The following is a 25,462-nucleotide window of genomic DNA, read 5'->3' on the forward strand; positions in this document are numbered from 1 at the left end:
CGGTCAGAGGCGGGTGATGAACCGGGCGAGCTCGCGCCGCAGCCGGATCGGCGCCGCCCAGCCGATCGCGGGACGGGCTCGCGCGCCGGGGAGCGCCTGGGTCGTCGGTCGCCGGCCGTGGACCCGGATGAAGTGGTGCACCGAGGCCCGGTCGTCAGCGGCGGCGGTGCCGGTGGTGGGACGGAAGTCGGGGGTCCGCCGCATGGAGTGCTCCTCGGGGGTCGGTGACGCCGCCCATGGGCGTCACCCGTCCCGGTGACCGCACGGTTCTCGACGGACCCGCACCCGAAGGGGTGAAGTCGTGAGCCTCCCTCGCGGGCCGACCGGACGGCTCAGATGCCGAGGGTCGCGGCCGAGAGGCCCAGGAGGCCGCCGGTGACGAGGGACGCCGCGAGCGGGGCGAACATCGGTGGCCCGAGCTGTCCGCCTCGGTACCGCCACTCGTACGCCGCACCGAAGCCCCAGGAGGCGGCGCCGAGGACCACGACGAGGCCGGAGAGGTCGTCGACGCCACCCCACTCACCGCGCGCGGCTCCTCGTCCCAGGTAGAACGCCGCGAACCCGAGGGCGAGGCCCACTCCGATGAATCCCATGGGAGCGAGGTCCGGAGAGTCCTCCCACTTCCTCGCTGCGGCCACGACGATGACGCCGACGTGGAGGACGAGCAGAGCGATCCCGAGGAAGCTGGCGCCGATCGCGAGACCGGCGAGGACGTCTGCCACCGGACGACCGTACCGCCCGGTGACGCCTGCTGTGGCGTCACCGGGCGGTACGTGGAGCGGCGACCGGCAGTCGTCAGCGGACCGTGACGACGTACCGCTTCGAGGTTGACGGCTTCACGCCCGAGGTGCCGCCGAACTTGGCGACGAGAACGTGCTTGCCCCGGGCCAGCTTGGGCAGGGCGACGGTGGCCCTGCCGGCGCTGTTGACGGTGCCGGTGCCGAGGCGGCGGCCCTTGTCGGTGATGACGACCTTCCCGCCGGCCACCGGGTTGTCGGCGCCCACGGTCACGATGGCCTTGCCGGGCCGCTTGGAGCTGACCGCGAACTTCGCGGTGGTGTGCGAGGCCATCTTGGTGGTGGCGTCGCCGCCGGCGAAGAGGGCGACGTACGGCGTGACGTACTGCTTGTCGCCGCCGTGGCCCCCGACGGTGAAGGCGACCTGGAAGTGGTCGCCGGCCTGGCCGATGGGGCAGGGGGCGGTGCCCTCGCGGCGGCTCTGGCACTCGGGCTGCTGGGTGGCGGGGCCCTTGAGGGTGCGGGTGGCCTTGACGGGGAACTGGAACTCCAGGATGTCGCCCTGGCGCAGGGTGAAGGGGCTGAAGTCGGCGTTGCCCATCAGGATGCCGCCGTTGGCGCCCCGGTCGAAGGCGAGCTCGTCGGTGCCCAGCTCCTGGTCCTCGCCGGCCTCGGTGAGGTCCCAGCGGACGTCCTCGTCGACGAACTCGACGCCGCGGGGGACCATGATCTCCGGCAGGACCGCGACCTTGCCGCTGCAGGGCAGGCCGACCAGCCCGATGTAGCCGCGGAGGTAGAACTTCTCCCCGACCTTCGGGACCCGGTCGTCGGAGGAGGACCAGCCGACGTTGGCGCTGACGCCGGTCGAGGGACCGCTGGTGATGCAGTCGATGATGGCGTCCTCGTCGTGCTTGCCGTCCTGCCACTCGCCGGTCGCCGCTGCATGGGCGGCGCCGGACAGGCCGGCGATCGCCGTGGTGATCGCGAGGGCGGTCGAGGCGAGGAGGCCGGTACGCCGCTGACGGCCGCTGCGGGTGGTCCGGGTGGTGGTGGTGCGGAGGGGGATCATCTCGGTCAGCTCTCTGTGTGTCGTGCGTGTCGAGATGAACCCTGCTGGTCCCGATGTCCCGTCCGGTAGGGACACAGGAACCCCCTCGGTCCCGTCCTCGGTCCCGTTCTCGGTCCCGTCGTCGGTGGTGCCCGGTGGCCCCGGTAGCCCCGGCGGCTCAGTCGCGCGCGGTCGTCGCCGGAGCGCCGTAGAGCAGGTCGGCGTACTCCCGGTGCCTGGCGATCCACCCCTTGATGAACGGACACAGGGGCAGGACGCGCCGGACGCCGCCGGCGCGGACGTCGTCCAGCGCGAACCGGGCGATCGTCGACCCCACGCCCTGCCCCTCGTAGCGGCGGGGGACCTCGGTGTGCGTGAAGACGATGATCTCGTCGGTCAGCTGGTACTCCGCGAACCCGGCGAGCTCACCGTCGATCCACGCCTCGTAACGGCTCTTCGCAGAGTTGTGCACGGTCTCGACCTGGCTCATGGACGGAATGTAGCGAGCAGCGCGCAGGCGCGCAGGGCTCGCTCGACGACGCGCCGTCGAGCGGTGCCACCGCGGTGGCGCGTCCCACCCTCGCCCCTCACCGGGACGCGTCGGACGCCGAAGGGCCCGGCAGATGAAGCGCCGTCGGTCCGGTCGGCCAGTAGGAGACGGCCGGCGCTTCTGAGCGGTGAGGTGGGGGCTTCGGGTCACCGGGCAAGAGCAGCCATCGCAACCCGCGCGCGAAAGCGGCGGATCGACGCCCTCCATTGGAGGACTTCCGGGCGTACTGAGAACCCGGGTGAAGCAGCGGCGTCCCGGCACGCGACACACCGTCCTGATTCGTTCGGCCACCGAGGCCGGCCCACACGGTGCCGCCGCGCTTGAGGACGTCTCCACCGCCCAGCGTCCCCAGCGCCTCGATCCGCACGATCCGGTAACCGAGGCCGCGCAGCGTCTCCTCGGTTCGTGCCGTCTCGGGCTTTCGTTCGTCCGCGCCGGGGCGAGAGATGACCGCGAGATCGCCGTACACGACCACTGTGTCCTCGACGAACACCGAGTCCGGGCACGCGAGAGCCGGTGGAACCTCGATGGTTTCCCACCCCTCGACGCGCAAAGCGGCCACGTAGCCATCCCGCTGCTACTGCGCTAGGTCGACGTCGACCGGGACCCTTTCGATGTGGGTGAGCAGACCCTTGTCGAGGCGAGGACTGGGACGGCGGACCAGAGCGCGGCGGTTCACGGTGGGTCTTTCGGTGGTAGGTCAGATCGGCGACGTATCGAGAGATGTCCCGACGACATCGGTGAAGGCACGGACCGTCTGGCGACAGACCACGCGCATCCGGTCCGCGGTCATGCTGCGCGACCCGGCGAGGACCTGCAGCGCCAAGCCGTCGACCATGCCGATCAAAGCGTTCGCAACGACGACCGGATCCTCGGCACGGAACTGTCCGGCAACCTGGCCGTCACGGATGACGCCCGCGATGATCCGACGCCATTCCCCGTACACGTGCTCGTTCAACTCCTGCAGCTCGGTGTCGTGCATGGCCTCGACCCACAACTCCGCCCACACACGCCATGCCTTCACCGTCTCCTCAGCCACCGGCAGGTAGGAGTCCAAGAACAGGCCCAAACGCTGCCGGGGATCATCAGCCGCCTCGAGCAGGTGCCGACGCCGTTCCAGCGACCTGGTGAAGTTCCACTCGAACGCGGCCCGCATCAGAGCGGTCTTGGTGTCGAAGTAGTAGTGAACGGTTCCGGTGCTAGTACCGGCCCGCTTGGCGACGTCAGCTACGCGGAGCGACTTGAAGCCCATCTCCGAGACAACATCACAGGCAGCGGCAAGGATCTGCTCGCGTCGCTCAACTTGCACGCTGGTCCGTGGCATCGCCACCTCCTAGGTCTACGTCGCATCCTCGCCGCGAATGACGCGTCAGTCAACGCTGGCTAAGAAGTCGACCGCCAGAGGAGTACGCCCGGCCATCTCCCGCAGGGTTCGGAGAACGATCGGTCGGGACGGGTTGGCCGGCGACCCCGGCACTGACTGGTGATCGCCCATGTCGACACGTTCCGCGCCATCCCAGTGAGACGCTTGACACAGATGTGATCCGGGTCGCACGATGTGGGAGATAACTGACGGACCAGTCAAACGAAGGACACGCGATGCGACAGTTCAACCGGACGAAGATCGTTGCACTGACCAGCGCCGTGGCGCTGAGCGCGGCAGCTTGCGGTGGAGGTAGCGAGTCGTCGGGTGCCGACGCTGAGTCGCTGACCGTGACGATGTGGGGCGGCGGCGCGCAGGAGGCGCACGTCGCGTCCTACGTGACTCCCTGGGCGGAGGAGGAGGGCGTCGAGATCCGCGAGGACCAGCCCACCGACTACGCCAAGCTGCGCGCGCAGGTCGAGTCCGGGAACGTCTCCTGGGGCGTCGTCGAGGTCGAGCCGAACTTCGCGGTGACCGCGTGCGAGGACGGGCTCCTCGAGCCCATCGACACCGACGTTGTCGACACCTCCGTGCTCGACCAGGAGTTCGTCTCCGAGTGCGCCATCCCGATGCTCCAGTACGCGTTCAACATCGCCTACAACACCGACGCCTTCCCCGAGGACCACCCCACGACGTGGGAGGAGTTCTTCGACACCGAGCAGTTCCCCGGCAAGCGCGGCTTCTGGAAGTACGCCACCGGCGGGATCTTCGAGGCCGCACTGCTGGCCGACGGCGTCGCGCCCGAGAACCTGTACCCCCTCGACATCGACCGCGCGTTCGCCAAGCTCGACACGATCAAGGACGACCTCGTCTTCTACGACACCGGTGACCAGCAGGTCCAGCTCCTCGCCAGCGGCGAGGCGCCCCTGGTCCAGGCATGGAACGGACGCATCAGGCAGGCCGCGAAGGCCGGTGAGCCGGTCGCGAACGAGTACAACCAGCACCTGCTCTCCTACGACACCTTCGTGATCCCGAAGGGCTACGACAACACCGAGCTCGCCCAGCAGTTCCTCGGCCACTTCGTCACCGACCTGGAAGGACAGGCCGAAGACGCCCGGACCAGCGGGTACGCGCCGGTCAACGACGAGGCACTTGAGCTGATCGAGCCCGACGTTGCCAGCGAGCTGCCTACCTCGCCGGAGAACACCGAGCTGCGCGCGACGGCCATCGACTACGGCTACTGGGCGGAGAACTACGACGAGGTCTCCGAGCGGTTCAACCAGTGGCTGGCGCAGTGACCTCAGCGGCTGAAGCTGGCGCGCACGTCGACCAGCCGGCCGCTACCGGGAACCCCCACGGCGGCTCCACGCCGTCGCGGGAGGCCAAGCGTCGCCGCGGGCTCGCCGGCCTGGCCGACGCTTGGGGCGTGCTGGCTCTGCCGGTGGCATTCTACCTGCTGTTGGTCATCGTCGTGCCGCTGGCGATCATCTTCGCCCGCAGCTTCACCGACCCGACCCTTGGCATCCAGAACTACCGCGACTTCTTCTCCAACAGCATCTACACCGACGTTCTCGTCAACACCTTCGTCACCGCGTTCACGGTGACCCTGGTGACCCTGGCGATCGGCTATCCGTACGCGTACCTCATGGTCATCGCGCCGGCCTTCTGGCGGAAGGTGCTCCTCGTGGTCGTCCTGGTCCCGTTCTGGACCAGCCTGCTCGTCCGTTCCTTCGCGCTCGTGCTGCTGCTTCGCGACACCGGCGTCGTCAACGAGACGTTGCAGACGTGGGGCCTGACCGAGGCGCCGATCACGCTCGTGCGCAACTTCACCGGCGTGCTCATCGGCATGGTGCAGGTGATGCTGCCGTTCATGGTGCTGCCGCTGTACGCAGCGATGTCCGGCGTGGACCGCCGGCTCCTCCAGGCGGCTGAAGGCATGGGTGCGCGACCGGCCTTCGCCTTCTGGCGGATCTTCGTGCCCCTGACCGGAGCAGGCGTGGCCGCCGGGTCGCTCCTGGTCTTCATCCAGTCCCTCGGCTTCTACATCACCCCGGCACTTCTGGGCGGACCCAAGGACGTGATGCTCGGTGAGCTCATCGTCCAGCAGGTCAGCACGATCTTGAACTGGGGCTTCGCTGCCGCTCTCGCCGCCGTACTGCTGGTCACGACGATGCTCTTGCTCGCCATCGCCAGCCGCTTCGTCGATGTCGGCAAGATGTTCTGGAAGGACGCCCGATGACACGCATCCTCACGCGCCTCGGTCTGACCGTCATGGCCGTGCTGGTCGGACTCATGCTGCTCGCCCCGATCCTGGTCATCGTCCCGATGTCGTTCTCCGACAGCGCCTACCTCGCCTTCCCGGTCGAGGACTGGTCGACCCGCTGGTACCAGAACTTCTTCGAGGACCCGTCCTGGCGCGAGAGCACCTTCGCCAGCCTGCGTGTCGCTGTACTGGTGACCCTGTGCGCGGTGGTGCTTGGCACGGCAGCCGCGCTGGGCCTGGTCCGCGGCCATGTGCGGTGGAAGAACCTGATCGCCGGCCTCGTCGTCGCTCCGCTGATCGTGCCGTACGTGATCGTCGGTCTCGCCGTGTACGCCGTCGCCCTCGAGGTAGGGCTGACGGAGTCGACGCTGGGCTTCGTCATGGTGCACACCGCACTCGCGGTGCCCTACGTCGTGGTGAACGTTGCAGCCGCACTCGCCACCTACGACCAGAGCCTCGAGCACGCGTCGATGAGCCTCGGGGCGAACCCGGTCACGACCTTCCGCCTCGTGACACTGCCGATCATCGCTCCAAGCGTCGGGGCCGGCGCACTGTTCGCGTTCATCACCAGCTGGGACGAAGTGGTGGTCAGCCTCTTCCTCTCCGGCCCCTCCATGACGACGCTGCCGGTTCAGATGTGGTCCGGCGTGCGGGTGCAGATCGACCCCACCGTCGCAGCCGTCTCCAGCCTCCTCCTTCTCGTCACCATCGCGACCTTCATCCTCGTCGGCCTCGCCCGACTCATCAACAGCCGCCGGCTCAAGCGCCTGGCACGTGCGCAGGGGAGCAACGCATGACCACCACGAACACCCAGACCGTCGGCGCCGGCATCCGTGTCGCCGGAGTCGTCAAGAAGTACAAGGACTCCACCGCCCTGGATGGTGTCAACCTCGACATCGAGCCCGGCGAGTTCATCACCCTCCTGGGATCCAGCGGGTCGGGGAAGTCGACGTTGCTCAACATCATCGCCGGCTTCACCTCCTCCACCGCTGGGTCGGTCGAGGTCGATGGCGTCGACATCACCAACGTCCCGCCCCACAAGCGTGGGCTCGGCATGGTGTTCCAGCACTACGCGCTGTTCCCTCACATGTCGGTCTTCGACAACGTCGCCTTCCCGCTGCGCCGCCGCAAGGTCGCCAAGGACGAAATCGCGACCAGCGTCCGGGAGGCCCTCGAGATCGTCCAGCTCGGACACCTCGCCACGCGCATGCCCTCCCAGCTCTCCGGCGGGCAGCAGCAGCGTGTCGCGCTGGCGCGGGCGATCGTGTTCCGCCCCAAGGTGCTGCTCATGGACGAGCCGCTCGGCGCGCTCGACAAGCGTCTTCGTGAGCAGTTGCAGCTGGAGATCAAACGCCTCCATCGCGACCTGGGCATCACGTTCGTCTTCGTCACCCACGATCAGGAAGAGGCGCTGGCGATGTCGGACCGCATCGCACTGCTGCGCCAGGGTCGCATCGTGCAGATCGGCACTCCCGAGGAGCTCTACGAACGCCCGAGCGGCATGTACACCGCTGAGTTCCTCGGCGACTCGAACATCTTCGCCGGGATTGTGACTGCCGGTTCCCTCGCCTACGCGGACGGAACTCAGCTCGAGGTGGCCGGCGGCTGCCCCGACGGGCCCTGCTCGGTGATGGTGCGGCCCGAACACACCCGGGTCAGCCCCCGTGGCACCGCACTCGACCCTGGCAACAACGTCCTCGACGGTGTCGTTCGCGAGGTCGTCTACCTCGGCAGCGAGCGCAGGGCCGAGGTGATCCTCAACGACGGTCGCGCAGTCCTGGCTCGCATGCCTGTCGGGCTCAACGAGCCGGTCATCCAGCCGCGCCAGGAAGTCGTCGTCTCCTGGCGAGCCGAGCACGGGCTCGTTCTACCCGACGAGCGAGCTGCCGTCTGACCCCACCACTTCGCCCACCCGCAGCCCCTTCCCGCTCACCTGACATCCACGGCCCGACGGGCCGACTCACAAGCCCCCTGCCATCCGGAAGCAGGTTGGCTCCACCGGGCACGCCCGCCGCATGCCCCGCGAAGAGGAGACTCACCATGGCCCGACCCATCCGCGACCCCCGCGAGCTGACCGACGAGCAGACCGAGTTCATCCGGTTGGCACGCGACTTCGCCCAGCGCGAGATCCGTCCGCGCGCCGAGGAGGTCTCCGAGGCCGACACCGAGTCGCCCCTCGACCTGTGGAAGTCGGCCTCGCAGATCGGCATCTCCCAGCTGATGCTGCCCGAGGAGTACGGCGGCGGCGGGATCACCGACCTGGTCACCCAGACCCTCGTCCAGCAGGAGCTCGCCTACGGTGACATCTCCATCGGTGCGTTCCTCACCTCCAACGGCTTCTTCAGCGCCCCCATCGAGGCGCTCGGCAGCGAGGAGCAGAAGAAGCACTGGCTCGGGCTCCTGTGCTCCGACACGCCCCCGATCACGGCGCTGGCCACCACCGAGCCGGGTACGGGCTCCGACGCGGCGAGCCTGCAGACTCGTGCACGCCGCGAGGGCGACCACTACGTCCTCAACGGTCAGAAGACGTGGATCTCCAACGCTCCTTACGCCGAGTACTTCATCGTCTTCGCAACGGTCGACCCGACGCTGCGCTCGCGCGGCATCACCGCGTTCGTCGTCCCCCGCGACACCGACGGACTCGAGATCGGCAAGCCGATGCGCAAGATGGGCCAGCGCGGCATTGTCAACGCCGAGGTGTTCCTCGACAACGTGCGCGTCCCGGTCGAAAACCGGCTCGGTGAGGAGGGTCAGGGCTTCTACGGGATGATGGGCACCTTCGACGCCTCCCGGATCCTCATCGCCGCCTCCGCGACCGGCCTGGCGCGCGCCGCGCTCGACGCCAGCATCGAGTACGCCCAGACCCGCGAACAGTTCGGCACCCCGATCATCAACCACCAGGCGGTCGCGTTCCGCCTCGCCGACATGGCCACGCGCGTCGACATCTCCCACCTGGTCACCATGCGCGCCGCCGGGCTCTACGACCAGGGACTCACCGTGACCGAGGAGGCGGCGACCGCCAAGCTCGTCGCCTCGGAGAACGCCTCCTGGGTCACCAGCGCTGCCATCGCCACGCACGGTGGCTGGGGCTACTCCCGCGAGTTCCCGGTCGAGCGTTGGATGCGCGACGCCAAGCTGGAGGAGATCGAGGAAGGCACCTCGGACATCCAGCGGCTCATCATCTCGCGCAGCCTTGCCCGGGGCGCGAAGTGACCCCAGCTGCGGTCTCCGACGCGGTGGGACTGGCCGACCTCAGCGCCTTCGGTGACCCCGAAGCGGTCACGGTGGTCGGCGCCTCCGCGGACCCGGCCAAGTGGGGTTACTGGCTGGCTCGCGGCGCCGCGGCCGGCGCCCACCGACGCGCGGTGCACCTGGTCAACCGGCGCGGTGTCCCCATCGAAGGGCGCCCGACGGTCACGGCACTGGCCGATATCGACGGACCCCTAGGCCTGGTGGTCCTCTGCGTCCCGCCGGCCGACGTTCCTGCGGTCGTTCATGAGGCGCTCGACCGAGGCGCCAAGGGGTTCCTCGGCATCACCGCAGGCCTGAACCGTGCTCTCGGGCCGAACGCGGAAGCCGAGCTCGCCTCGACCATCAGGGCCAAGGGTGCGCGACTGGTGGGCCCGAACTGCCTCGGGATCTACGACGCGAGCAGCGAGCTCCAGCTGGCCTGGGGCGAGTTCACGCCCGGCCAGCTCGGCATCATCTCCCAGAGCGGCCAACTGGGTTCCGAGCTTGCGAACCTGGCTGCGGACCGCGGACTGGGGGTGTCCCGCTTCGTGTCGGTCGGTAACCAGGCAGACGTCACCGCGGCCGAAGCGTTGGCTGACCTGGTAGACCACCAGGACACGGCTGTGGTCGCCTTGTACGTCGAGAGCTTCGTCGACGGCCGCCTGATGATCGAGACTCTTCAGCGGCTGAGAGCCGCTGGGAAGCACACGTTGTTGTTGACGGTGGGGGCGAGCGACGCCAGCCAGACTGCGGCCGCCTCGCACACCGGGTCGATGACCTCCTCCCTTGACGTGGTCGACGCTGCTTGTCGCGCAGCCGGCGTCCTGCGCGTCGACACGCCTGCGCAGCTCATCGAGACCGCCCAGATGCTCGTCGATGCCCCTGCCTCACCCGGTCCTCGGACCGCGATCGTCGGCGACAGCGGCGGCCAGGGTGCGATCGCAGCGGACGTCCTGACCCGCGCGGGACTGACCATCGCCCCGTTCGCAGCACAGCAGCAGGCCGCTCTCGCTGCGCTCCTGCCTCCGGACGCAGGGGTGGCCAATCCGGTCGACCTTGCAGGCGCCGGTGAGGCTGACCTCAGGGTCTACGCCGAGATCGTCGAGACCCTGCTGGCAGATGACGATGTCGACGCGGTGACGTTGACCGGCTACTTCGGCAGCTACGGCTTCCACACCCCGACGCTCCAGTCGGTGGAGTCGGAGGTCGCCCTCCGTATCGCGCATGCCTCGCAGAAGCACCGCAAGCCGGTTGCCCTGCACAGCATGTGCCGCAGCTCGCGGACCATCGACCTGGTTCGCGAGGCCGGGGTGCCGACCTATCACCACATCGAGGACGCCGCTCTCGCTCTGGCAGGCGGCGCCCGACTGGCCAGCGAACGTGGCCGGAACCTCGCCGCGGGCGACTCGACTCCGCGCACTGCGCCGGCTGACGGATACCTTGCTGCGCGCGAGGTGCTCCAGTCGGTTGGCGTCTCCTTCCCCGAGGTGTGCGGCGTCACCAGCGAAGCAGAACTCATCGCAGCGATGCGGCAGCTCCCCGGCCCGTGGGTACTCAAGGCCGACTGGATCGCCCACAAGACCGAGGTCGGTGCGGTAGCCGTGGGCTTGACGACCGAAGCAGCCGCGTGCGAGGCGCTGGAGCGGATGCTCAGCACCGTCGGGCCAGGAACCTACGTGCTCGAGCGGATGGACACCCGCCCTGACGTCGTCGAAGTCATTGTCGGAGCTAGACGTGACCCCGTCTTCGGGCCGGTCATCCTCGTCGGAGCCGGCGGCGTGCAAGCTGAGTTGCTTCGCGACAACGCCCTCGAGCTGGGCCCAGTCGACACCGAGACCGCACGGCAGATGCTGCAACGACTGCGGATGTTCCCGTTGCTGACCGGGTGGCGCGGCAAGCCAGCGACCGACATCGACGCGCTGGCCGAGATGGTCGCAGGTGTCTCCCAGCTCATGGCGGCCGCAACCGACTGCGCCGACATCGAGGTCAACCCCGTGCGGGTGGGACCGACGGGCGTCCTGGCCGTCGACGCTCTCATCACCACCACATCCACGTCGAGCGTCGCCTCGACGACCACTGAGGCCGTCACAAGCGAGGAGAGCAGATGAGCACCACACGTGAGGACTTCACCGGCAAGGTCGCCCTCATCACCGGAGGCGGATCCGGCATCGGCCGCGGCATCGCGATGGAGTACGCCGCCGGCGGCGGCACCGCGGTCGTCCTCGGCCGGCGCCCCGACCCGCTGAACGAGACCGTGCAACTCATCGAGGCCGCCGGTGGAAAGGCCGCGGCCGTCACCTGCGACGTGCGCGACGCCGACGCTGTCACCGCCGTCGTCGACGGCGTGGTCGAGCAGCACGGACGGCTGGACTCCCTCGTCAACAACGCCGCCGGCAACTTCGTGGTCCCCGGCAAGGACCTCTCGCCGAACGGGTGGCGCGCGGTGATCGACATCGTCCTCAACGGCACGTTCTTCTGCACGCGCGCAGCGGCCCAGCACATGCTCGCGGCCGGAAGTGGCTCGATCCTGAACGTCATTGCGACCTACGCGTGGCACGGACACCCAGGCACCGTCCACAGCGCCGCCGCCAAGGCCGGCGTCCTGGCGATGACCCGCACCCTGGCGGTCGAGTGGGCGCCAGACGGCGTCCGCATCAACTGCATCGCACCCGGACCCACCGAGACCGCAGGAGCCGGAGCGGCGCTGTGGGCCACCGACGCCGAGCGCGCCAGCGTCATGGCCAGCGTGCCGGCGAACCGTTTCACAACCCCTGAGGAGCTGGCTGGACCAGCCACCTTCCTGTTGTCCGACCGCGCCCACTACATCACCGGCGACGTCCTCACCGTCGACGGCGGCCAGTGGCTTGGCAAGCAGATCTACGGAGACTCCCTGCGATGAACCAGACGAACCCCAGCACCCACGTAGCCGCCTCCGAAAAGCCCCGAACCGGCGGCGAGGCCCTCGTGGCGGCCCTCGCCGACCACGGCGTCGAGCAGATCTTCGGCATCCCCGGCACCCACAACCTGGCCGTCTACGCGCACCTGTCCAGCTACGGCATCAAGCACTTCTCCCCGCGGCACGAGCAGGGTGCCGGCTACGCCGCCGACGGCTACGCCCGCCACTCCGGTCGCGTGGGCGTCTGCCTGACCACCTCCGGCCCGGCGATCCTGAATGCTGCCGCCGCCGCAGCGCAGGCCTACTCCGACTCGGTGCCGGTCCTCTTCATCTCCCCGGGCCTGCCGCTGCAGCACCCCGGACGCGGCAACGGCTACCTGCACGAAATCAAGGACCAGAGCCGGGCGATGGACAGCGTCGTCGCCTACAGCCACCGGGTGACCAGTGTTGAGGAGATCCCGCTAGCCGTTGCACAGGCGTTCGGCGCGATGACCAACGGCCGTCCCCGACCCGTGCACCTGGAGATCCCGCTGGACCTGCTCGACGTCGAAGCCGTCGCACCCGCGGTCGCGCCGGTTCCCCTGCAGCCAGCCGCGCCCGCCCAACGGCTGGTCCAGGACGCTGCCCGCCTCCTCGCCGAGGCCACGAAGCCCGGCATCGTTGTCGGCGGCGGTGCCCGACACGCGGTCCAAGAGCTGACCCGCCTCGCCGACGTGCTGGGCGCGCCGGTCATCACCACCGCCAACGGCAAGGGCGTTCTACCCGCCGGCCACCCGCTCTCCCTTGGCGCCGGCGTGCACCACCCCGCGGCCGCGGACTTCGCCGCCGGATGCGACGTCCTCCTCGCGGTCGGCACCGAGCTCGCACCCTCGGACTTCTGGATCGGACCGCTGAAGGCCCACGGCCAGCTCGTGCGCATCGACGTCGACCCTCAGCAGATCATCACCAACGCTCTGCCCGACGTCGCGCTCGTCTGCGACGCCGCAGTCGGACTGAAAGAGCTGTCCGAGGCGGTCAGCGGCGCGAACGACACGGCAGCCGCGGACGGCCACCAGCGGGCAGCGACGTGGCGCGAGCGCGTGCAGGAAGACGCCCGAAACGAGGGTCGCCGCTACCTCGACATCGTCGAGGGCATGGCTGCCGCGCTCGGGGAGAACGGCGTCGTCTCCGCCGACAGCGCGATGGCTTGCTACTACGGCGCGCTGTCCAACCTTCCCGGCCACCGGCCGGGTTCGTTCCTCTACCCGACCGGCGTCGGAACCCTCGGCTACGGCCTTCCGGCCGCGATCGGCGCGAAGCTGGCCGCACCGGACCGGCCCGTGATGGCGATGCACGGCGACGGGGGCCTGATGTTCTCGGTCGCCGAGCTGGCCGGCGCCGCCGAAGCGGGGCTCTCCCTGCCGGTGCTGGTGGTGGACAACGGCGGATACGGCGAGATCCGCGACGAGCAGGTTGCTCGAGGCGACCGTCCCCTGGGCGTGGACCTGGGTCGCCCCGACTTCGTCGGCCTCGCCCGCTCGCTGGGCTGCTACGGCCTTGAGGTTCCCCCCGATGGCAACCTCGCGGACGGTCTCGCCCAGGCGATCACCGACGCCTTCACAGTCGATCGCCCCACGTTGATCCTCGTCCGCGAGCCCCAGGCCGAAGGCGAGAACGAATGAGCGTGGCGGCCGTTGAGGACTTCCGCGACGCCGTCCACATTGACGGGCGGTGGATCTCGATCGGGAGCACTGTCGAGGTGGAGAACCCGGCAACCCAGCAGGTCATCGGCTCGGCCGCAAACGGGGGCGCGGTCGAGGTAAACCGGGCGGTCCGAGCTGCCCGTGCCGCATTCGCTACCTGGTCGCAGACCAGCCGTGCCGAGCGAGCTGACCACCTTGATGCACTGCTGCGGCAGCTGCGCACACGTCACGCACAGCTGGTGGCGACCACAGTGGCGGAGGTCGGCGCGCCGGTGCAGGTAGCCACCGAGGGCCACGTCGACCTCTCCCTGGAGATCTTGCAGTCCTACGTCGAACTGCTCCGGGAGCCTGAAGAACTCGAGCAGGTTGCCAACTCGCTCATCCTGCGTGAGCCGGCCGGCGTGGTCGGCTGCATCACCCCATGGAATGACCCGCTCTACCAGTTGATGATCAAGGTCGCCGCTGCCCTCGCGGCCGGATGCGCCGTGGTCGCCAAGCCGGCCGAGCTGACGCCACTGACAGCCCACCTGCTGCTCGACGCCGCCGTGGACGCAGGCCTGCCGGCCAGCGTCCTCAACCTCGTGCCCGGCTCGGGACGGGAGGTCGGTCAGGCGCTGGTCACCCACCCGGACGTCGACGTCATTTCCTTCACCGGATCCACGGCCGTGGGGTCGGCCATCGCCGCCACCGCGGCAGCGACGTTGAAGCGTGTGTCGTTGGAGCTGGGCGGAAAGTCGGCCAGCGTGGTCCTTCCGGACGCGGACCTGCGCGCCGCCGTCCGCGCGACCGTCGACTCAGCGACCTGCAACACCGGTCAGACCTGCAGCGCATGGACGCGTCTGCTGGTGCCTGCTGACCGTTACGAGGAGGCCGTGGCCGCGGCCGTGGAACGGGCAGGTGAGTTCGTGGTCGGTGACCCACTCGACCCGGCGACCGAAATTGGCCCCCTAGTGTCGGCGTTGCAACGTCAGCGGGTCACCGAATTCCTCCAGCGGGCTGAGAGAGAGGGAGCGGTCGTCGACGTCGCGGCCGGCCCTGAGTTGCCCGTCGGGCACTATTGCCGCCCGGCTGTGGTCTCTCACGCTGAACGCGACTCCGAGATCGCCCGCGAAGAAGTCTTCGGGCCCGTCCTCGTGGTCTTGGCTTACCACGGTGAGGACGACGCAGTCGCTGTCGCGAACGACACCGACTACGGTTTGGCCGGTGCCGTGTGGTCCGCCGATGAAGACCGCGCGCTCGCGTTCGCTCAGCGGATGCGGACCGGACAGGTCGACATCAACGGCGCCGCGTTCAACGTTCGCGCACCCTTCGGCGGCTACAAGCGGTCCGGATACGGCCGCGAGCTGGGTCGCCACGGACTGGACGAATTTACCGGGATCAAGGCCGTGCAGCGGTGAGCGAGGCAACGAGATCCGACCGCCCGCTCGCCGTCTACGCCGATCCCGGCGAGCTCGACCCGTTACCGGGCATCAAGCACCTTGCAGATGCCGGTTTCGCCGTACGAGTGGTTGGCAGCGACGCCCCCGAGGACATCGCCCAACAAGCACCTGATGCGACCGTCCTGCTGATCGGGTACACGCCGGTGGACGCGGACCTCCTGGCCCGCCTACCCCAGCTGCGGCTGATTTGCACCCAGTCCGCCGGCGTCGACACCGTCGATCTCCCGGCCGCTCGGGCGGCGGGCGTCCAGGTCGCGAACGTTCCCGGCGCAGCCACCGAGGAGGTGGCCACACACGCGTTCGCAATGATCGCGGGACTGCTGCGCGGACTGCCCTTCCTCGGCGACGAGGTTCGCGGCGGCGGATGGGACGCCACCGCCGTGCCCACCCACCGACTCTCCGAAGTCACCGTCGGGGTCTTCGGAATGGGGCGCATCGGGCGGCTGACCGCTCAGCTCTTGGTTCCGGTGGTCGGCAAGGTTGCGGCATACGACCCTTGGGCGCCCAGCTCGGCTTGGCCCGAGGGTGTCGAGCGCGTGGGCAGCCTCGAGGCCATCCTCGGCGACAGTCAGGTCCTCACGTTGCATGCCCCCCTCACCGAGGACACCCGCAACGTCATAGGTGCGGCCCAGCTGGCCGCGATGCCCGCGGGCAGCTACCTGGTCAACGTCGCCCGCGGGGAGCTGGTCGACTTCGACGCGCTCGTTGCGGCCCTTGACAGCGGCCACCTCACTGGCGCCGCCCTCGACGTGCTGCCCGTCGAGCCGCCGACCGACGAGCGTGTGCGCACCCACGACCGGTTGTGGGTGACCCCGCACGCCGGCTACCTCTCACCGGCCGCGGCCCGCGACTACGTCTTGCACCAGGCGCGCAACGCGAGCACCTGGCTGGCCACCGGGAAACCGCTCGAACCTGTGACGGGGTGAACGCTCCGCTTGCCCAACGCCAGTTCCTGCCGGTACTGGCGTTGAGCCTCGCCACCGCGTTGTGGGGCTCGACGTTCGTCCTCTCGAAGGGCCTGGTCACCGAGCACGACCCGGTCTCCATCCAGGCCATCCGGTTCATTATCGCCGGCCTCGTCATGTGGACGCTGCGACCCCGGTGCCTGCAGGGCGTCTCGACCTATACATGGAAGAGAGCTGTGGCTCTCGGAGCGATCTACGGTGCCGCGCAGGTTCCCCAATACCTGGGCCTACGAGAGACCACAGCCGCGATGGCCGGCGTGATCACGGGGACCTACGTCGCCTTCGTGCCAGTCCTAAGCTTCCTGCTCCTGCGCCGGCGCTCCGGGCTCGCTGCGAACATCGGCGTTGCGTTGGCCGTCGTCGGTCTCGCGGTCGTCGCCGCGGACGGGTTCCGCTTCGGAACCGGGGAGCTACTGGTGTTGTTGGCAGCAGCCATCTACGGCGGCCAAGTGGTCGCCATGGGCCTGTGGTCGCTGCCCGGGCAGGCATGGACCCTCACCACGATCCAGATGCTCACTATCGGCGTCGTTCTTGGGCTGCCGGCCACCGCACGAGGCTGGGACCTGCCGAGCAGCGCACCTGACTGGGCGCTGATCGGCTACCTGTCGCTGATCGCCAGCGCGTTGACCGTCGGGTTGCAAACGTGGTCGCAGGCGCGCCTCGCGGCCGTCAAGGCCGCCGTCATCTTGGCGGCAGAGCCGATCTGGGCAGCGGGACTGGCGGTGGTGTTCAGCGAGGAGACGATGACCCACCGGCTGCTGCTGGGCGGGCTGATCCTAATCATCGCCAACGGGATCATCCTCAGCAGCCGCGAACCTGACCAGGGCCGACCGCCGAATCGGCGAGATCGCCGCGGCGGATCCCCCTTCGGTCGGCGAGGTAGCTCAAGTGGGCGTGCTAATCGAGGTCGACGGGAGCGCATCGGCGGTGCAGCCGCAGCTCAGCGCGGGCAGTCGGGGCAGTAGTCGAGAAGGTCCTGGCGACGAACGGGGCACACGAATCGAGCGAGAGCGGTCAGCGGTCGACTCCGCCTAGCGGGCTAGCCCGGTGGGCCTTCGTGCGCCGTCGTTGAGGAGTCGGCGTGCCAGAGAGCGTTCCGCGAATGTTCCGCGGATAGGCCTCGGAATCAGCGGCACGCGGGGGTCTTCGGGGGCACGCCGGGGCATGCAGTCGCAAGCCCCGCAGGCGCCACGGTCGCGTCTGCGCTCAGGGATGGGCAGGAACCGTAATGAATAGGTTGTCGGTTCGATCGCCGGATGCCGCGAGGGCCGCGCAACTTCGCGAAGCGATGCCCTACTTGGCTCAGGGCTGGGTGTGCCGAGCAGCGCGCAGTCGTCTGCGGGGTAGTGGCCAACCAGTCTGGTGAGCGCAGCCGGAGGGACGATGCGGCACAACCATGGGCGGTGGCCAGCGGGCGCGCAACCAACTGCAACTGGAATTGCAACTGGCGGCGAAAGTGAAGGGCCCCGCCGGAGACCGGCGGGGCCCGTCTCCCCCGGGAATCCCAGCCGTGGTCGTTGGCAGGGGGGGGGTCGCACCGCCGCCCATCCACTTTTCAGGCGGACGCTCGTACCAACTGAGCTACCTGCCCGAGCGACCAGAACCTTACATGGCCGTTCGAGCGGCTGCCGAATCAGTCCGTCGCGGGCCACCGACGGCGAGCGCCGCTCGAGGCTCGTACCTCGGCCCTCGGTGGCCCACAGGTGGGACACAGCGACGGCGCCGAGGCTCCCCTCCATGAACGCGAACCGCGACCCGCAGCACCTGACCATGGACGACCTCGCTGTCCCGAGCCCGCCGCCGACGGCGCACGCCCGACGTGGTCGTGGTCGGCTGCGCAGGTCGGTCGCGGCGCTCAGCGCCGTCGCCGTGGCGGGCGCGGGGGCCTGGGTCGTGCCCGCGGTGACCACCTCGGGAGAGGCGGCGACCGCTGCGGACGCGTCGACCGTCCTCGAGCAGGCGGACCGCTGGCGCGGCTCCTGGGCGGGCCCCCGCACCTACGGCGGGTACCCCGGGCCGGCCGCGCCCTGGCCCGGCGCGAGCCGCGCGGACACGGCCACCGCCGCGCTCGACGTCGCGGACGCGACCGCCGACCAGTCCGTAGGCATGGTGCTGATCTCCTCCACCGTCGAGTTCGGCGCCGGCGAGGCGGCCGGGACAGGCATGGTGGTCTCCTCGGACGGCATCGTGGTGACCAACCACCACGTGGTCGAGAGCTCGACCGACCTCGAGGTCACCGTCGCGTCGACCGGTCGCACCTATGCGGCCGAGGTGCTCGGAGCCGACGCCGCCAAGGACGTCGCGGTGCTGCGGCTGGTCGACGCCTCCGCCCTCGACACCGTGGTGCCGGCGACCGACTCCGTCGAGCTGGGCGACGCGGTCACCGCCGTGGGTGACGCGGGCGGCGACGGCGGGGCGCTCACCGCCGCCGAGGGCACGGTGACGGCCACGCGCGCGCCGGTCACCGTGAGCAACGAGGACGGCACCGAGAGCACTCTCCGGGGCCTGGTCGAGGTCGACGCCGACATCGTCTCGGGCGACTCCGGCGGCGCGCTGCTCGACGCCACCGGTGCCGTTGTCGGCATGAACGTCGCGGCCTCGAGCGGCGCCGTGGACATCACCGGCTACGCGATCCCGGTCGCCCGGGTGCTCCGGACCGTCGACGCGGTGCTGGCGGGGGAGGAGACCGGCTCGCTGACCCTCGGGTACGACGCCTTCCTCGGCGTCGAGCTGGCGGTCGGCGCGAGCGAGCCCACGTTGGCCGGGGTCGTCGCCGGCACGGCCGCGGCCGAGGCCGGCCTCGCTGCCGGCGACACCGTCACCGCGGTCGGCGGGACCGCGGTCCGGAGCGCCGACGAGCTGAGCGCCGCCGTCGCCGCCCGCGCGCCGGGCGAGCAGGTCGTCCTCACGTGGACCGGTGCGACCGGTGTCGAGGGCACCGCGACCGTCACGCTCGGCCGCGCCCCGGTCGCCTGAGCCATGACGTGTGCCGGTGGTCGGTGCGGGGCCTGCCACCCTCGGCGGGCCGGCTCCGGAGCCCGTATGCTGTGCCCCGTCCTGCCCCCATCGTCTAGCGGCCCAGGACCCCGCCCTTTCACGGCGGTAGCACGGGTTCGAATCCCGTTGGGGGTGCCACCCGGCGCCTGCCGCCCGCCGCGATTTGGGTCGGGCGGCAGGGCATGGGTTAGAGTTCCACCGCTTCGCCGATGTGCGGAGCGAGCAAGGCCAAGGCCCCGTAGCGCAGTTGGTTAGCGCGCCGCCCTGTCACGGCGGAGGCCGCGGGTTCGAGTCCCGTCGGGGTCGCCATCGAGCGCCCCGGACCACCACGGTCCGGGGCGCTCAGTCGTTCCTGGCCTGCCCGCAAGGCTGGGATCGAGACCGCCTCCGGTGCTCCGGCACACTGGTCCGGTGCCGATCGAGATGGACCCGGAGCGCTTCGACGCCCTCGTCGACCAGGCGCTGGACGGCATCCCCGACGAGCTGGCCAGCCTGGTCCGCAACGTCGTGGTGCTCGTGGAGGACGAGCCGCCCGAGGGCGAACCCGACGACCTGCTCGGCCTCTACGACGGCATCGCGCTCACCGAGCGGGACTGGACCATGAGTGGCGGCGGCCACCTGCCCGACCGGATCTTCGTCTTCCGCGGCCCGCTGCTCGACATGTGCGGCAGCGAGGAGGAGCTCGTCGAGGAGGTCCGGATCACCGTGGTCCACGAGATCGCCCACCACTTCGGCATCGACGACGACCGCCTGCACGAGCTCGGTTACGCCTGAGTGCTCACATCCGCGAGCCGAGCCAGAAGCCGGCCGCGCAGGCCGCCAGGGCCAGGGCCAGCGTGCCCAGGGCGTACGCCGTCCCGGCCCGCGCGCCGTCCTCCCTCCCCAGCCGGTGGCTCTGCACGGCGTACGACGACCAGGTGGTCAGCCCGCCGCACAGCCCCACCCCCAGCAGCGGGTACGCCGGGTCGTCGACGCCGGCGGCCACGAGCAGGCCCAGGAGGCCCGAGCCGGTGACGTTGGCGAGCAGCGTCCCGCGCGGCCAGCGAGCATCGAGCCTCGTGGCGAGCAGGTAGCGCAGGGTGGCGCCCGCCCCGCCACCCACGGCGACGAGCACGACGGTGGCGGCCGGGCTCACGTGGCCGTCCTGGCGAGCCGGCGGGCGACCATCGTGGAGCCGAGTGCGGCGGCCGCGACGGTGAGGCCCACGGTGGCGAGCAGGTAGCCGAGCGCGAGTCCGCCCCGGCCGTCCGCGAGCATGCTTCTGGTCTGGTCCGAGACGGCCGACAGCGTGGTGAACCCGCCCAGCACCCCGGGACCGGCGAAGGCGGCGAGCGGGGCCGAGCGGCGGACGGCTGGGAGGAGGGGCAGCAGAGCGAGCAGCAGGGTCCCCACGACGTTCACGGCGAGGGTCGTCACCGGAAGGCCGGTGCCGTCGGGGATCGCCTCGCCGCACAGCCACCGCAGGCTCGCCCCGAGCGCGCCACCGGCGGCCACCGCGGCGAGCACCCGCGCGGAGGCGCCCCCCGGGGGCGTCACCGTGGGGTCACGACACGCTGCTGCGGCGGTCGGCCGCGACGGTCCGGACGGCCCAGCGGCAGGGCGGGGCACCGCTGGCCTGGCGGACCAGCTCGCCCAGGAACCAGCACTGGAAGTCGCGCTGCTCCGGGGTGCGCGCCAGCGACAGCAGGCGCTGCTCCCGGCAGAACGCGTCCGCCTGGTCGAGGGCGCTGAGGAAGCGCTCGATCGTCCGGGTGGCCTCGCGGGGCATCACGACCCGCAGCTCCGCCGACTGCAGGCCCGCTGCCTCGGCCGCCCCGATGTGCCCGGTGCTGAGCCCCTCGCGCAGCTGCCGCTCGAGGGACCCGAAGAGGTCGGCCAAGGTGCGGGTCAGGGGGTAGTCGCTGCCGTGCGCCAGCGACAGCAGGCGCACCTCGCGCCGCAGCTCCCGGTAGTGGCGCACGAAGTCGAGGTAGGCCCGCAGGGGCACGCCGGGGACCTTGATCTCGAGGAGGTCGTCGTCCACGGTGCCGGCGCGCTGGGCCTCCTCGGCGACGCCGGTGATCACGCCCTCCACGCCGTCGTCCTCGGCGAAGGTGGAGGCGGGCGCGAACCACATGGTCTTGCCGTCGCCCTCCATCTCGGCGCCCCACGCGTCGGAGCTCCGAGCGACGATGCTCAGGCCGCGGCCGAAGGTCAGCAGCACCTCGTCGCCCTCGACGAGCGGGGACGAGGGCAGCACCGGCCGATCCGGTGAGGCGTCGCGCACCTCGATGCGCGGGTGCCGGACCGTTCCCCGCACCCGCACCTGGACGGGGTACGCCCCGTGCAGCAGCGCGTTGGTGACCAGCTCGGAGACGCCGAGCTCGGCGCAGTCCACGAGGTCGGAGCGTCCGATGTCGTGGCACGTCGCCACCACCCAGCGCCGCGCGTCCTGCACGCTGCGGGGTCCGGGCCCCAGCGAGAGGGCGGGCCGGTTCAGGGGCACGAGCGAGAACTCCGGGTCGACAGCAGGGGTGGTGCGGGTGGAACGGGTGTTCCATCATGGGATGGCTTGCCCGCCCCGTCAGTGATCAAACACAACTCGTTGAAAGTTTTCACTTCCGGCGCGCCATCCGCCGGACGTGTGTGACGCGACAGACGGGTCACCGGATTGGCGATCGGCACGCGAGCGGCGCGATGATCAGGTGGACCGGACCGACCACACCGAGCTGCGGACATCTCCGGAGCCGCCGGCGTACGCCGTGCGCCCCCGGCCCGCACAGGAGGAACTGCTCATGGCAGCCACTGCCCCGCTCAGCGACGAGACGCGCACCGCCCGGGAGGGCGGCCGCCACCAGGTGGTGGTGATCGGCTCCGGCTTCGGCGGTCTCTTCGGCACGAAGGCGCTGCGACGTTCCGACGTCGACATCACGATGGTCGCCAAGACCACCCACCACCTCTTCCAGCCGCTGCTCTACCAGGTGGCGACCGGGATCCTCTCCGAGGGCGAGATCGCCCCGCCGACCCGCGAGGTGCTGGCCGGCCAGCGGAACGCCAAGGTGCTGCTCGGCGAGGTCACCACGATCGACCTCGAGGAGCAGACGGTGACCTCGCAGGTGCTCGGCCGCAAGACCGTCACGCCCTACGACTCGCTCATCGTCGCCGCCGGCGCGGGACAGTCCTACTTCGGCAACGACCAGTTCGCCGAGTACGCCCCCGGCATGAAGTCGATCGACGACGCCCTCGAGCTGCGCGGCCGGATCTTCGGAGCCTTCGAGCTCGCCGAGCTGGGCGCCTCGCGCGGCGAGGACGTGGACCACCTCCTGACGTTCGTCGTCGTCGGTGCTGGGCCGACCGGTGTGGAGATGGCCGGCCAGATCGCCGAGCTGGCCCACCGCACCCTCAAGCGCGACTTCCGCGCCATCAACACCCGCCAGGCGCGGGTGGTGCTGGTCGACGCCGCCCCGCAGGTGCTGCCGCCGTTCGGCGAGAAGCTCGGCGGGAAGGCGCAGAAGGAGCTCGAGGAGCTCGGTGTCGAGGTCGTGCTCGGTGCGATGGTCACCGACGTCGACGAGCGCGGGCTCGAGATGAAGTTCAAGGACGGCCGCACCGAGCGGCTCCAGGCCGTCACCAAGATCTGGGCGGCGGGCGTGCAGGCCTCGCCGCTGGGCAAGCAGCTGGCCGAGCAGACCGGTGCGCCGCTCGACCGGGCCGGTCGGATCGGCGTCAACCCCGACCTCACGCTGCCGGGCCACCCCGAGGTCTTCGTCGTCGGCGACATGATCCAGCTCGACAACCTCCCCGGCGTGGCGCAGGTCGCCATCCAGGGGGCGAAGTACGCCGCGAAGGAGATCGACAACCGGGTCCGCGGCAAGGAGCCGCAGGAGCCGTTCAAGTACTTCGACAAGGGCTCGATGGCGATCATCAGCCGGTTCCGCGCCGTGGCGATGGTCGGCAAGCTGCGGCTCACCGGCGTCATCGCCTGGCTGATGTGGCTCGCGGTGCACCTGGTCTACATCACCGGCTTCAAGAACCGGGTCACCGCGGTGCTCCACTGGTTCGTCTCGTTCCTGGGCCGCGGCCGCTCGGAGCGCACCACCACCGAGCAGCAGATCTTCGCCCGGTCCGCGCTGCAGCGGCTGGAGCGGGGAGCCACCGACCTGGTCTCGCCGCCGGGGGAGTACGACGCGGCGCGCGAGAAGCAGCGTCGCGCCGAGCTCGAGGCCCAGGCGGCCGAGGAGGTCCGCCTCACCGACGCGGGCGTCCGCGGCACCCGGCCGCAGGAACGCGTCTGAGGAGCCCCGCGCCCCGGCGGCGTCGGGGCTACTCGAAGAACGGGACGGGCGGCCCGTCCCCGTCCTGCTGCCGGCGGGCGAGCGCCTCGCGGGCCCAGCGCGGCAGGATGAAGAGGCCCTCCGCCTCGACCGTGGGCCCCTCGGGGCCGATGATCTGCCCGCGCGCCCACGTCTTGTAGGCCTCGGCCCGCTCGATCCACGCCACGGCCTGCAACGGTCCGAGCGGGGTGGCCTTGCGGTAGGTCAGGGTCAGGGAGGCGGTCATGCCGGGCTTGCCGCCCGCTCCGGCGGCCTGGCCGAGCATCTGGTCCAGGACGAGGGACGAGACGCCGCCGTGCACGAGCCCGGGCGGTCCCTCGTAGGCCGCGCCCAGCTCGAACTCCGCACGCACCTCGCCCTCCCGGTCGCCACCGGTCGGCACGACGCGCAGCGGCGGGGCGAGAGGGTTGCGGGCCCCGACGACGGCGTTGCCCCACGGCTGCCGGCGGCTGCCGAAGCCGAAGTGCGCGCCGATCGAGCCGTCGATCTGCCGGCTGCGCAGGCGAGCCGTCAGCGCCTCGACCTCGGCCTGGACGGCGCGCACCTCGTCCGCGTCGACCGAGGTGCGGATCGTCGCGTCGACGAGCTCCCGGACGGCCTGGGTGAAGGGCTCGTAGAGGGCGAGCTCCTGCTCCAGGGCCTCCGGCCCTGGCTCGGGCGGACGCGACCCCGGGTCCGTGCGGGGGTCGGCGTCGGTCTCCTCGCGGGCGGCTCCACTCACCGGCGCATCGTAGGAGAGCGCGCCACGACGGTCGGGCGGCGGTCCCTCCGCCGGGGCTGACCTCAGCCCGCGTCGGGCCGGTGGTGGCGCAGGATCCGCATGAACTCCTCGGGGTCGACCATCGAGGAGTCGATGACGAACGGCGCCATGCTGCGGCGGTGGAAGAGCACCTTCCACCCGCGCTCGCCCGGCTGGCCGACCACCTCGATCGGCGTGTAGCTGCTGCGCAGGTCGAAGACGAACCGCCCGCCGCCGCGCAGCACCTCGAGCTGCCCGGCCGTCACCGACAGCCGCGTCGTCGGCCAGCTGGCGCGCACCGCCCAGACGAGGAGGGTGAGGACGCCGAGCGTGACCGCGATCCCGACGGCGAAGGTCGTGCGCCGGTCGTGCGCGACGTAGGCCGCCCCGGCTGTCGCCCCGGCGGCCAGCAGGAGGACGAGGCCGACCAGCCTGCGCGCGCCCGTGCGGGGGGCGAAGACGGCGTTGCCCGACTCGGGAGCGGTCGGAGCGCCGGCCGGATCCCGGGTGCCGGCTGGTTCCGGCGTGGGGACCGGGGCGGACGGCGCTGCGGCGCGCGCGGGCCGTTCCTCGCTGCGGCTCTCCGCCGGGACGACGGCGTCGCTGAGCGCAGAGACGACCTCTCGGCCGGCCGCCACGGAGTCGACCCCTCCGTGTGCGGGGGCGCGGGTCCGCTCCTCCTCGCTGCGGCGGGCTTCCTCGGCTCGGGCTTCCTCGGCTCGGCGGGCGTCGTCTAGCCGAGCAGCCTCGAGCTCGGCGGCGATGCGCGCCTCGGCCTCGAGGCGGGCCTGCTCCGCGCGGTCCCGCTCGTCGGCCTCCCGCTGCGCCTGCTCCTCGGCGAGCCGGGCCTCGTCGGCGAGCCGGGCCTGCTCCAGGCGAGCCTGCTCGAGCTGGGCGACGATCCGGGCCTCCGCCTCGAGGCGCGCCTGCTCGGCGCGCTCCCCGGCCTCGCGGGCGGCCGCGGCTCTGGTCGCGGCGCGCTCCTCCGCCTCGCGGTGCTCCGCCTCGGCGCGCCGCGCCTCCTCGACCTGGGCGGCGATCCGGGCCTCCGCCTCGAGCCGTGCCTCCTCGGCGCGGCGGCGGGCCGCCCCGGCGGGCTCCGGGGGGGCTGGGGAGGAGGGGGGCATGGCCGGATGATTCCACACTCCTCACGCCCCGCGAGGCGGTCTAGGGTGGGCTGCGTGACCCCGCCGGAGCGTCCCCGAGCGCCGCTGAACCTGCGGCAGCGCTCGCGGCTCG

25 protein-coding genes and 3 tRNA genes are annotated in these 25,462 nt (G+C 70.8%); 16 read left to right on the forward strand and 12 right to left on the reverse strand.

What is annotated here, in order from left to right; genetic code table 11:
- Positions 1-3: 3 nt before the first annotated feature.
- The 6 genes from ACSMHG_RS05250 to ACSMHG_RS05275 all read right to left on the reverse strand — a co-directional run bounded on the left by ACSMHG_RS05250 (position 4) and on the right by ACSMHG_RS05275 (position 3,659).
- Complete coding sequence (locus ACSMHG_RS05250) at positions 4-204, reverse strand: hypothetical protein (protein WP_435742379.1); 201 nt, start codon at positions 202-204, stop codon at positions 4-6.
- Between the two features lie 128 nt (positions 205-332).
- Positions 333-722, reverse strand: a complete 390-nt coding sequence (locus ACSMHG_RS05255; RefSeq protein ID WP_435742380.1) for a hypothetical protein — start codon at positions 720-722, stop codon at positions 333-335.
- A gap of 73 nt (positions 723-795) precedes the next feature.
- Complete coding sequence (locus ACSMHG_RS05260; protein WP_435742381.1) at positions 796-1,806, reverse strand: Ig-like domain-containing protein; 1,011 nt, start codon at positions 1,804-1,806, stop codon at positions 796-798.
- 157 nt (positions 1,807-1,963) lie between these two features.
- The gene (locus tag ACSMHG_RS05265; RefSeq protein ID WP_435742382.1) at positions 1,964-2,275 is read right to left on the reverse strand and encodes a GNAT family N-acetyltransferase; all 312 of its coding nucleotides are present in this window, start codon (positions 2,273-2,275) and stop codon (positions 1,964-1,966) included.
- Between the two features lie 97 nt (positions 2,276-2,372).
- Positions 2,373-2,897 (reverse strand): hypothetical protein, encoded by a 525-nt coding sequence (locus tag ACSMHG_RS05270; RefSeq protein ID WP_435742383.1) that lies wholly within the window; start codon positions 2,895-2,897, stop codon positions 2,373-2,375.
- 138 nt (positions 2,898-3,035) lie between these two features.
- Complete coding sequence (locus ACSMHG_RS05275) at positions 3,036-3,659, reverse strand: TetR/AcrR family transcriptional regulator (RefSeq protein ID WP_435742384.1); 624 nt, start codon at positions 3,657-3,659, stop codon at positions 3,036-3,038.
- A 275-nt stretch (positions 3,660-3,934) separates the two neighbouring features.
- Here ACSMHG_RS05275 and ACSMHG_RS05280 point away from each other — a divergent pair, with 275 nt between their 5' ends.
- From ACSMHG_RS05280 to ACSMHG_RS05330, 11 genes are all read left to right on the forward strand, one after another.
- Entirely contained in the window at positions 3,935-4,996 is a 1,062-nt protein-coding gene (locus tag ACSMHG_RS05280; protein WP_435742385.1) for an ABC transporter substrate-binding protein, read from the forward strand.
- On the forward strand, positions 4,993-5,937 hold the full coding sequence (locus ACSMHG_RS05285) for an ABC transporter permease (RefSeq protein ID WP_435742386.1): 945 nt from the start codon (positions 4,993-4,995) through the stop codon (positions 5,935-5,937). Before ACSMHG_RS05280 ends, ACSMHG_RS05285 begins: the two co-directional genes overlap by 4 nt.
- Complete coding sequence (locus ACSMHG_RS05290) at positions 5,934-6,758, forward strand: ABC transporter permease (protein WP_435742387.1); 825 nt, start codon at positions 5,934-5,936, stop codon at positions 6,756-6,758. Before ACSMHG_RS05285 ends, ACSMHG_RS05290 begins: the two co-directional genes overlap by 4 nt.
- Positions 6,755-7,855, forward strand: coding sequence for an ABC transporter ATP-binding protein (locus ACSMHG_RS05295; protein WP_435742388.1), 1,101 nt, complete (start codon positions 6,755-6,757; stop codon positions 7,853-7,855). The genes ACSMHG_RS05290 and ACSMHG_RS05295 overlap by 4 nt, the downstream gene beginning before the upstream one ends.
- Before the next feature lie 146 nt (positions 7,856-8,001).
- Positions 8,002-9,174: an acyl-CoA dehydrogenase family protein gene (locus tag ACSMHG_RS05300; RefSeq protein ID WP_435742389.1), complete on the forward strand. Its 1,173-nt coding sequence runs from the start codon at positions 8,002-8,004 to the stop codon at positions 9,172-9,174.
- 23 nt (positions 9,175-9,197) lie between these two features.
- Entirely contained in the window at positions 9,198-11,300 is a 2,103-nt protein-coding gene (locus ACSMHG_RS05305) for an acetate--CoA ligase family protein (protein ID WP_435742390.1), read from the forward strand.
- Positions 11,297-12,091 (forward strand): SDR family oxidoreductase, encoded by a 795-nt coding sequence (locus tag ACSMHG_RS05310; RefSeq protein WP_435742391.1) that lies wholly within the window; start codon positions 11,297-11,299, stop codon positions 12,089-12,091. The genes ACSMHG_RS05305 and ACSMHG_RS05310 overlap by 4 nt, the downstream gene beginning before the upstream one ends.
- Complete coding sequence (locus ACSMHG_RS05315) at positions 12,088-13,749, forward strand: 5-guanidino-2-oxopentanoate decarboxylase (RefSeq protein ID WP_435742392.1); 1,662 nt, start codon at positions 12,088-12,090, stop codon at positions 13,747-13,749. Before ACSMHG_RS05310 ends, ACSMHG_RS05315 begins: the two co-directional genes overlap by 4 nt.
- Positions 13,746-15,167 carry an aldehyde dehydrogenase family protein gene (locus ACSMHG_RS05320; RefSeq protein WP_435742393.1) on the forward strand — a complete coding sequence of 474 codons (1,422 nt, stop codon included), beginning with the start codon at positions 13,746-13,748 and terminating at the stop codon, positions 15,165-15,167. Before ACSMHG_RS05315 ends, ACSMHG_RS05320 begins: the two co-directional genes overlap by 4 nt.
- Positions 15,164-16,135 (forward strand): C-terminal binding protein, encoded by a 972-nt coding sequence (locus ACSMHG_RS05325; protein WP_435742394.1) that lies wholly within the window; start codon positions 15,164-15,166, stop codon positions 16,133-16,135. Before ACSMHG_RS05320 ends, ACSMHG_RS05325 begins: the two co-directional genes overlap by 4 nt.
- On the forward strand, positions 16,132-17,139 hold the full coding sequence (locus tag ACSMHG_RS05330; protein ID WP_435742395.1) for a DMT family transporter: 1,008 nt from the start codon (positions 16,132-16,134) through the stop codon (positions 17,137-17,139). Before ACSMHG_RS05325 ends, ACSMHG_RS05330 begins: the two co-directional genes overlap by 4 nt.
- A gap of 553 nt (positions 17,140-17,692) precedes the next feature.
- On the opposite strand, the gene ACSMHG_RS05335 is transcribed toward ACSMHG_RS05330, so the two are convergent.
- Positions 17,693-17,765: transfer RNA gene (locus ACSMHG_RS05335), tRNA-Phe, on the reverse strand.
- Between the two features lie 146 nt (positions 17,766-17,911).
- Here ACSMHG_RS05335 and ACSMHG_RS05340 point away from each other — a divergent pair.
- The 4 genes from ACSMHG_RS05340 (at position 17,912) to ACSMHG_RS05355 (ending at position 19,945) form a co-directional block, all read left to right on the forward strand.
- Positions 17,912-19,150, forward strand: coding sequence for a S1C family serine protease (locus ACSMHG_RS05340; RefSeq protein WP_435742396.1), 1,239 nt, complete (start codon positions 17,912-17,914; stop codon positions 19,148-19,150).
- An 83-nt stretch (positions 19,151-19,233) separates the two neighbouring features.
- Positions 19,234-19,309 (forward strand) — tRNA-Glu (locus tag ACSMHG_RS05345).
- Between the two features lie 94 nt (positions 19,310-19,403).
- Positions 19,404-19,480 (forward strand) — tRNA-Asp (locus ACSMHG_RS05350).
- A 102-nt stretch (positions 19,481-19,582) separates the two neighbouring features.
- Positions 19,583-19,945 (forward strand): metallopeptidase family protein, encoded by a 363-nt coding sequence (locus tag ACSMHG_RS05355; RefSeq protein WP_435742397.1) that lies wholly within the window; start codon positions 19,583-19,585, stop codon positions 19,943-19,945.
- A gap of 4 nt (positions 19,946-19,949) precedes the next feature.
- Here the strand turns inward: ACSMHG_RS05355 and ACSMHG_RS05360 are convergent, their stop codons facing one another.
- The 3 genes from ACSMHG_RS05360 to ACSMHG_RS05370 are packed head-to-tail and all read right to left on the reverse strand — an operon-like array spanning position 19,950 to position 21,656.
- Complete coding sequence (locus ACSMHG_RS05360) at positions 19,950-20,306, reverse strand: fluoride efflux transporter FluC (protein ID WP_435742398.1); 357 nt, start codon at positions 20,304-20,306, stop codon at positions 19,950-19,952.
- A complete protein-coding gene (locus ACSMHG_RS05365; RefSeq protein ID WP_435742399.1) occupies positions 20,303-20,707 on the reverse strand; it encodes a fluoride efflux transporter FluC in 405 nt (134 codons plus the stop codon). Before ACSMHG_RS05365 ends, ACSMHG_RS05360 begins: the two co-directional genes overlap by 4 nt.
- A gap of 7 nt (positions 20,708-20,714) precedes the next feature.
- A complete protein-coding gene (locus ACSMHG_RS05370) occupies positions 20,715-21,656 on the reverse strand; it encodes an ATP-binding protein (RefSeq protein ID WP_435742400.1) in 942 nt (313 codons plus the stop codon).
- 289 nt (positions 21,657-21,945) lie between these two features.
- Between ACSMHG_RS05370 and ACSMHG_RS05375 the strand changes: the two genes are divergently transcribed.
- Positions 21,946-23,445 (forward strand): NAD(P)/FAD-dependent oxidoreductase, encoded by a 1,500-nt coding sequence (locus ACSMHG_RS05375; protein WP_435742401.1) that lies wholly within the window; start codon positions 21,946-21,948, stop codon positions 23,443-23,445.
- A gap of 28 nt (positions 23,446-23,473) precedes the next feature.
- Here the strand turns inward: ACSMHG_RS05375 and ACSMHG_RS05380 are convergent, their stop codons facing one another.
- Both ACSMHG_RS05380 and ACSMHG_RS05385 read right to left on the reverse strand, forming a co-directional pair.
- A complete protein-coding gene (locus tag ACSMHG_RS05380) occupies positions 23,474-24,205 on the reverse strand; it encodes a PaaI family thioesterase (RefSeq protein WP_435742403.1) in 732 nt (243 codons plus the stop codon).
- Between the two features lie 62 nt (positions 24,206-24,267).
- The gene (locus ACSMHG_RS05385; protein WP_435742404.1) at positions 24,268-25,350 is read right to left on the reverse strand and encodes a hypothetical protein; all 1,083 of its coding nucleotides are present in this window, start codon (positions 25,348-25,350) and stop codon (positions 24,268-24,270) included.
- Positions 25,351-25,462 lie beyond the last annotated feature (112 nt).

Origin of the sequence: Nocardioides ureilyticus (assembly GCF_051280745.1) — a bacterium.
GTDB lineage: Bacteria > Actinomycetota > Actinomycetes > Propionibacteriales > Nocardioidaceae > Nocardioides.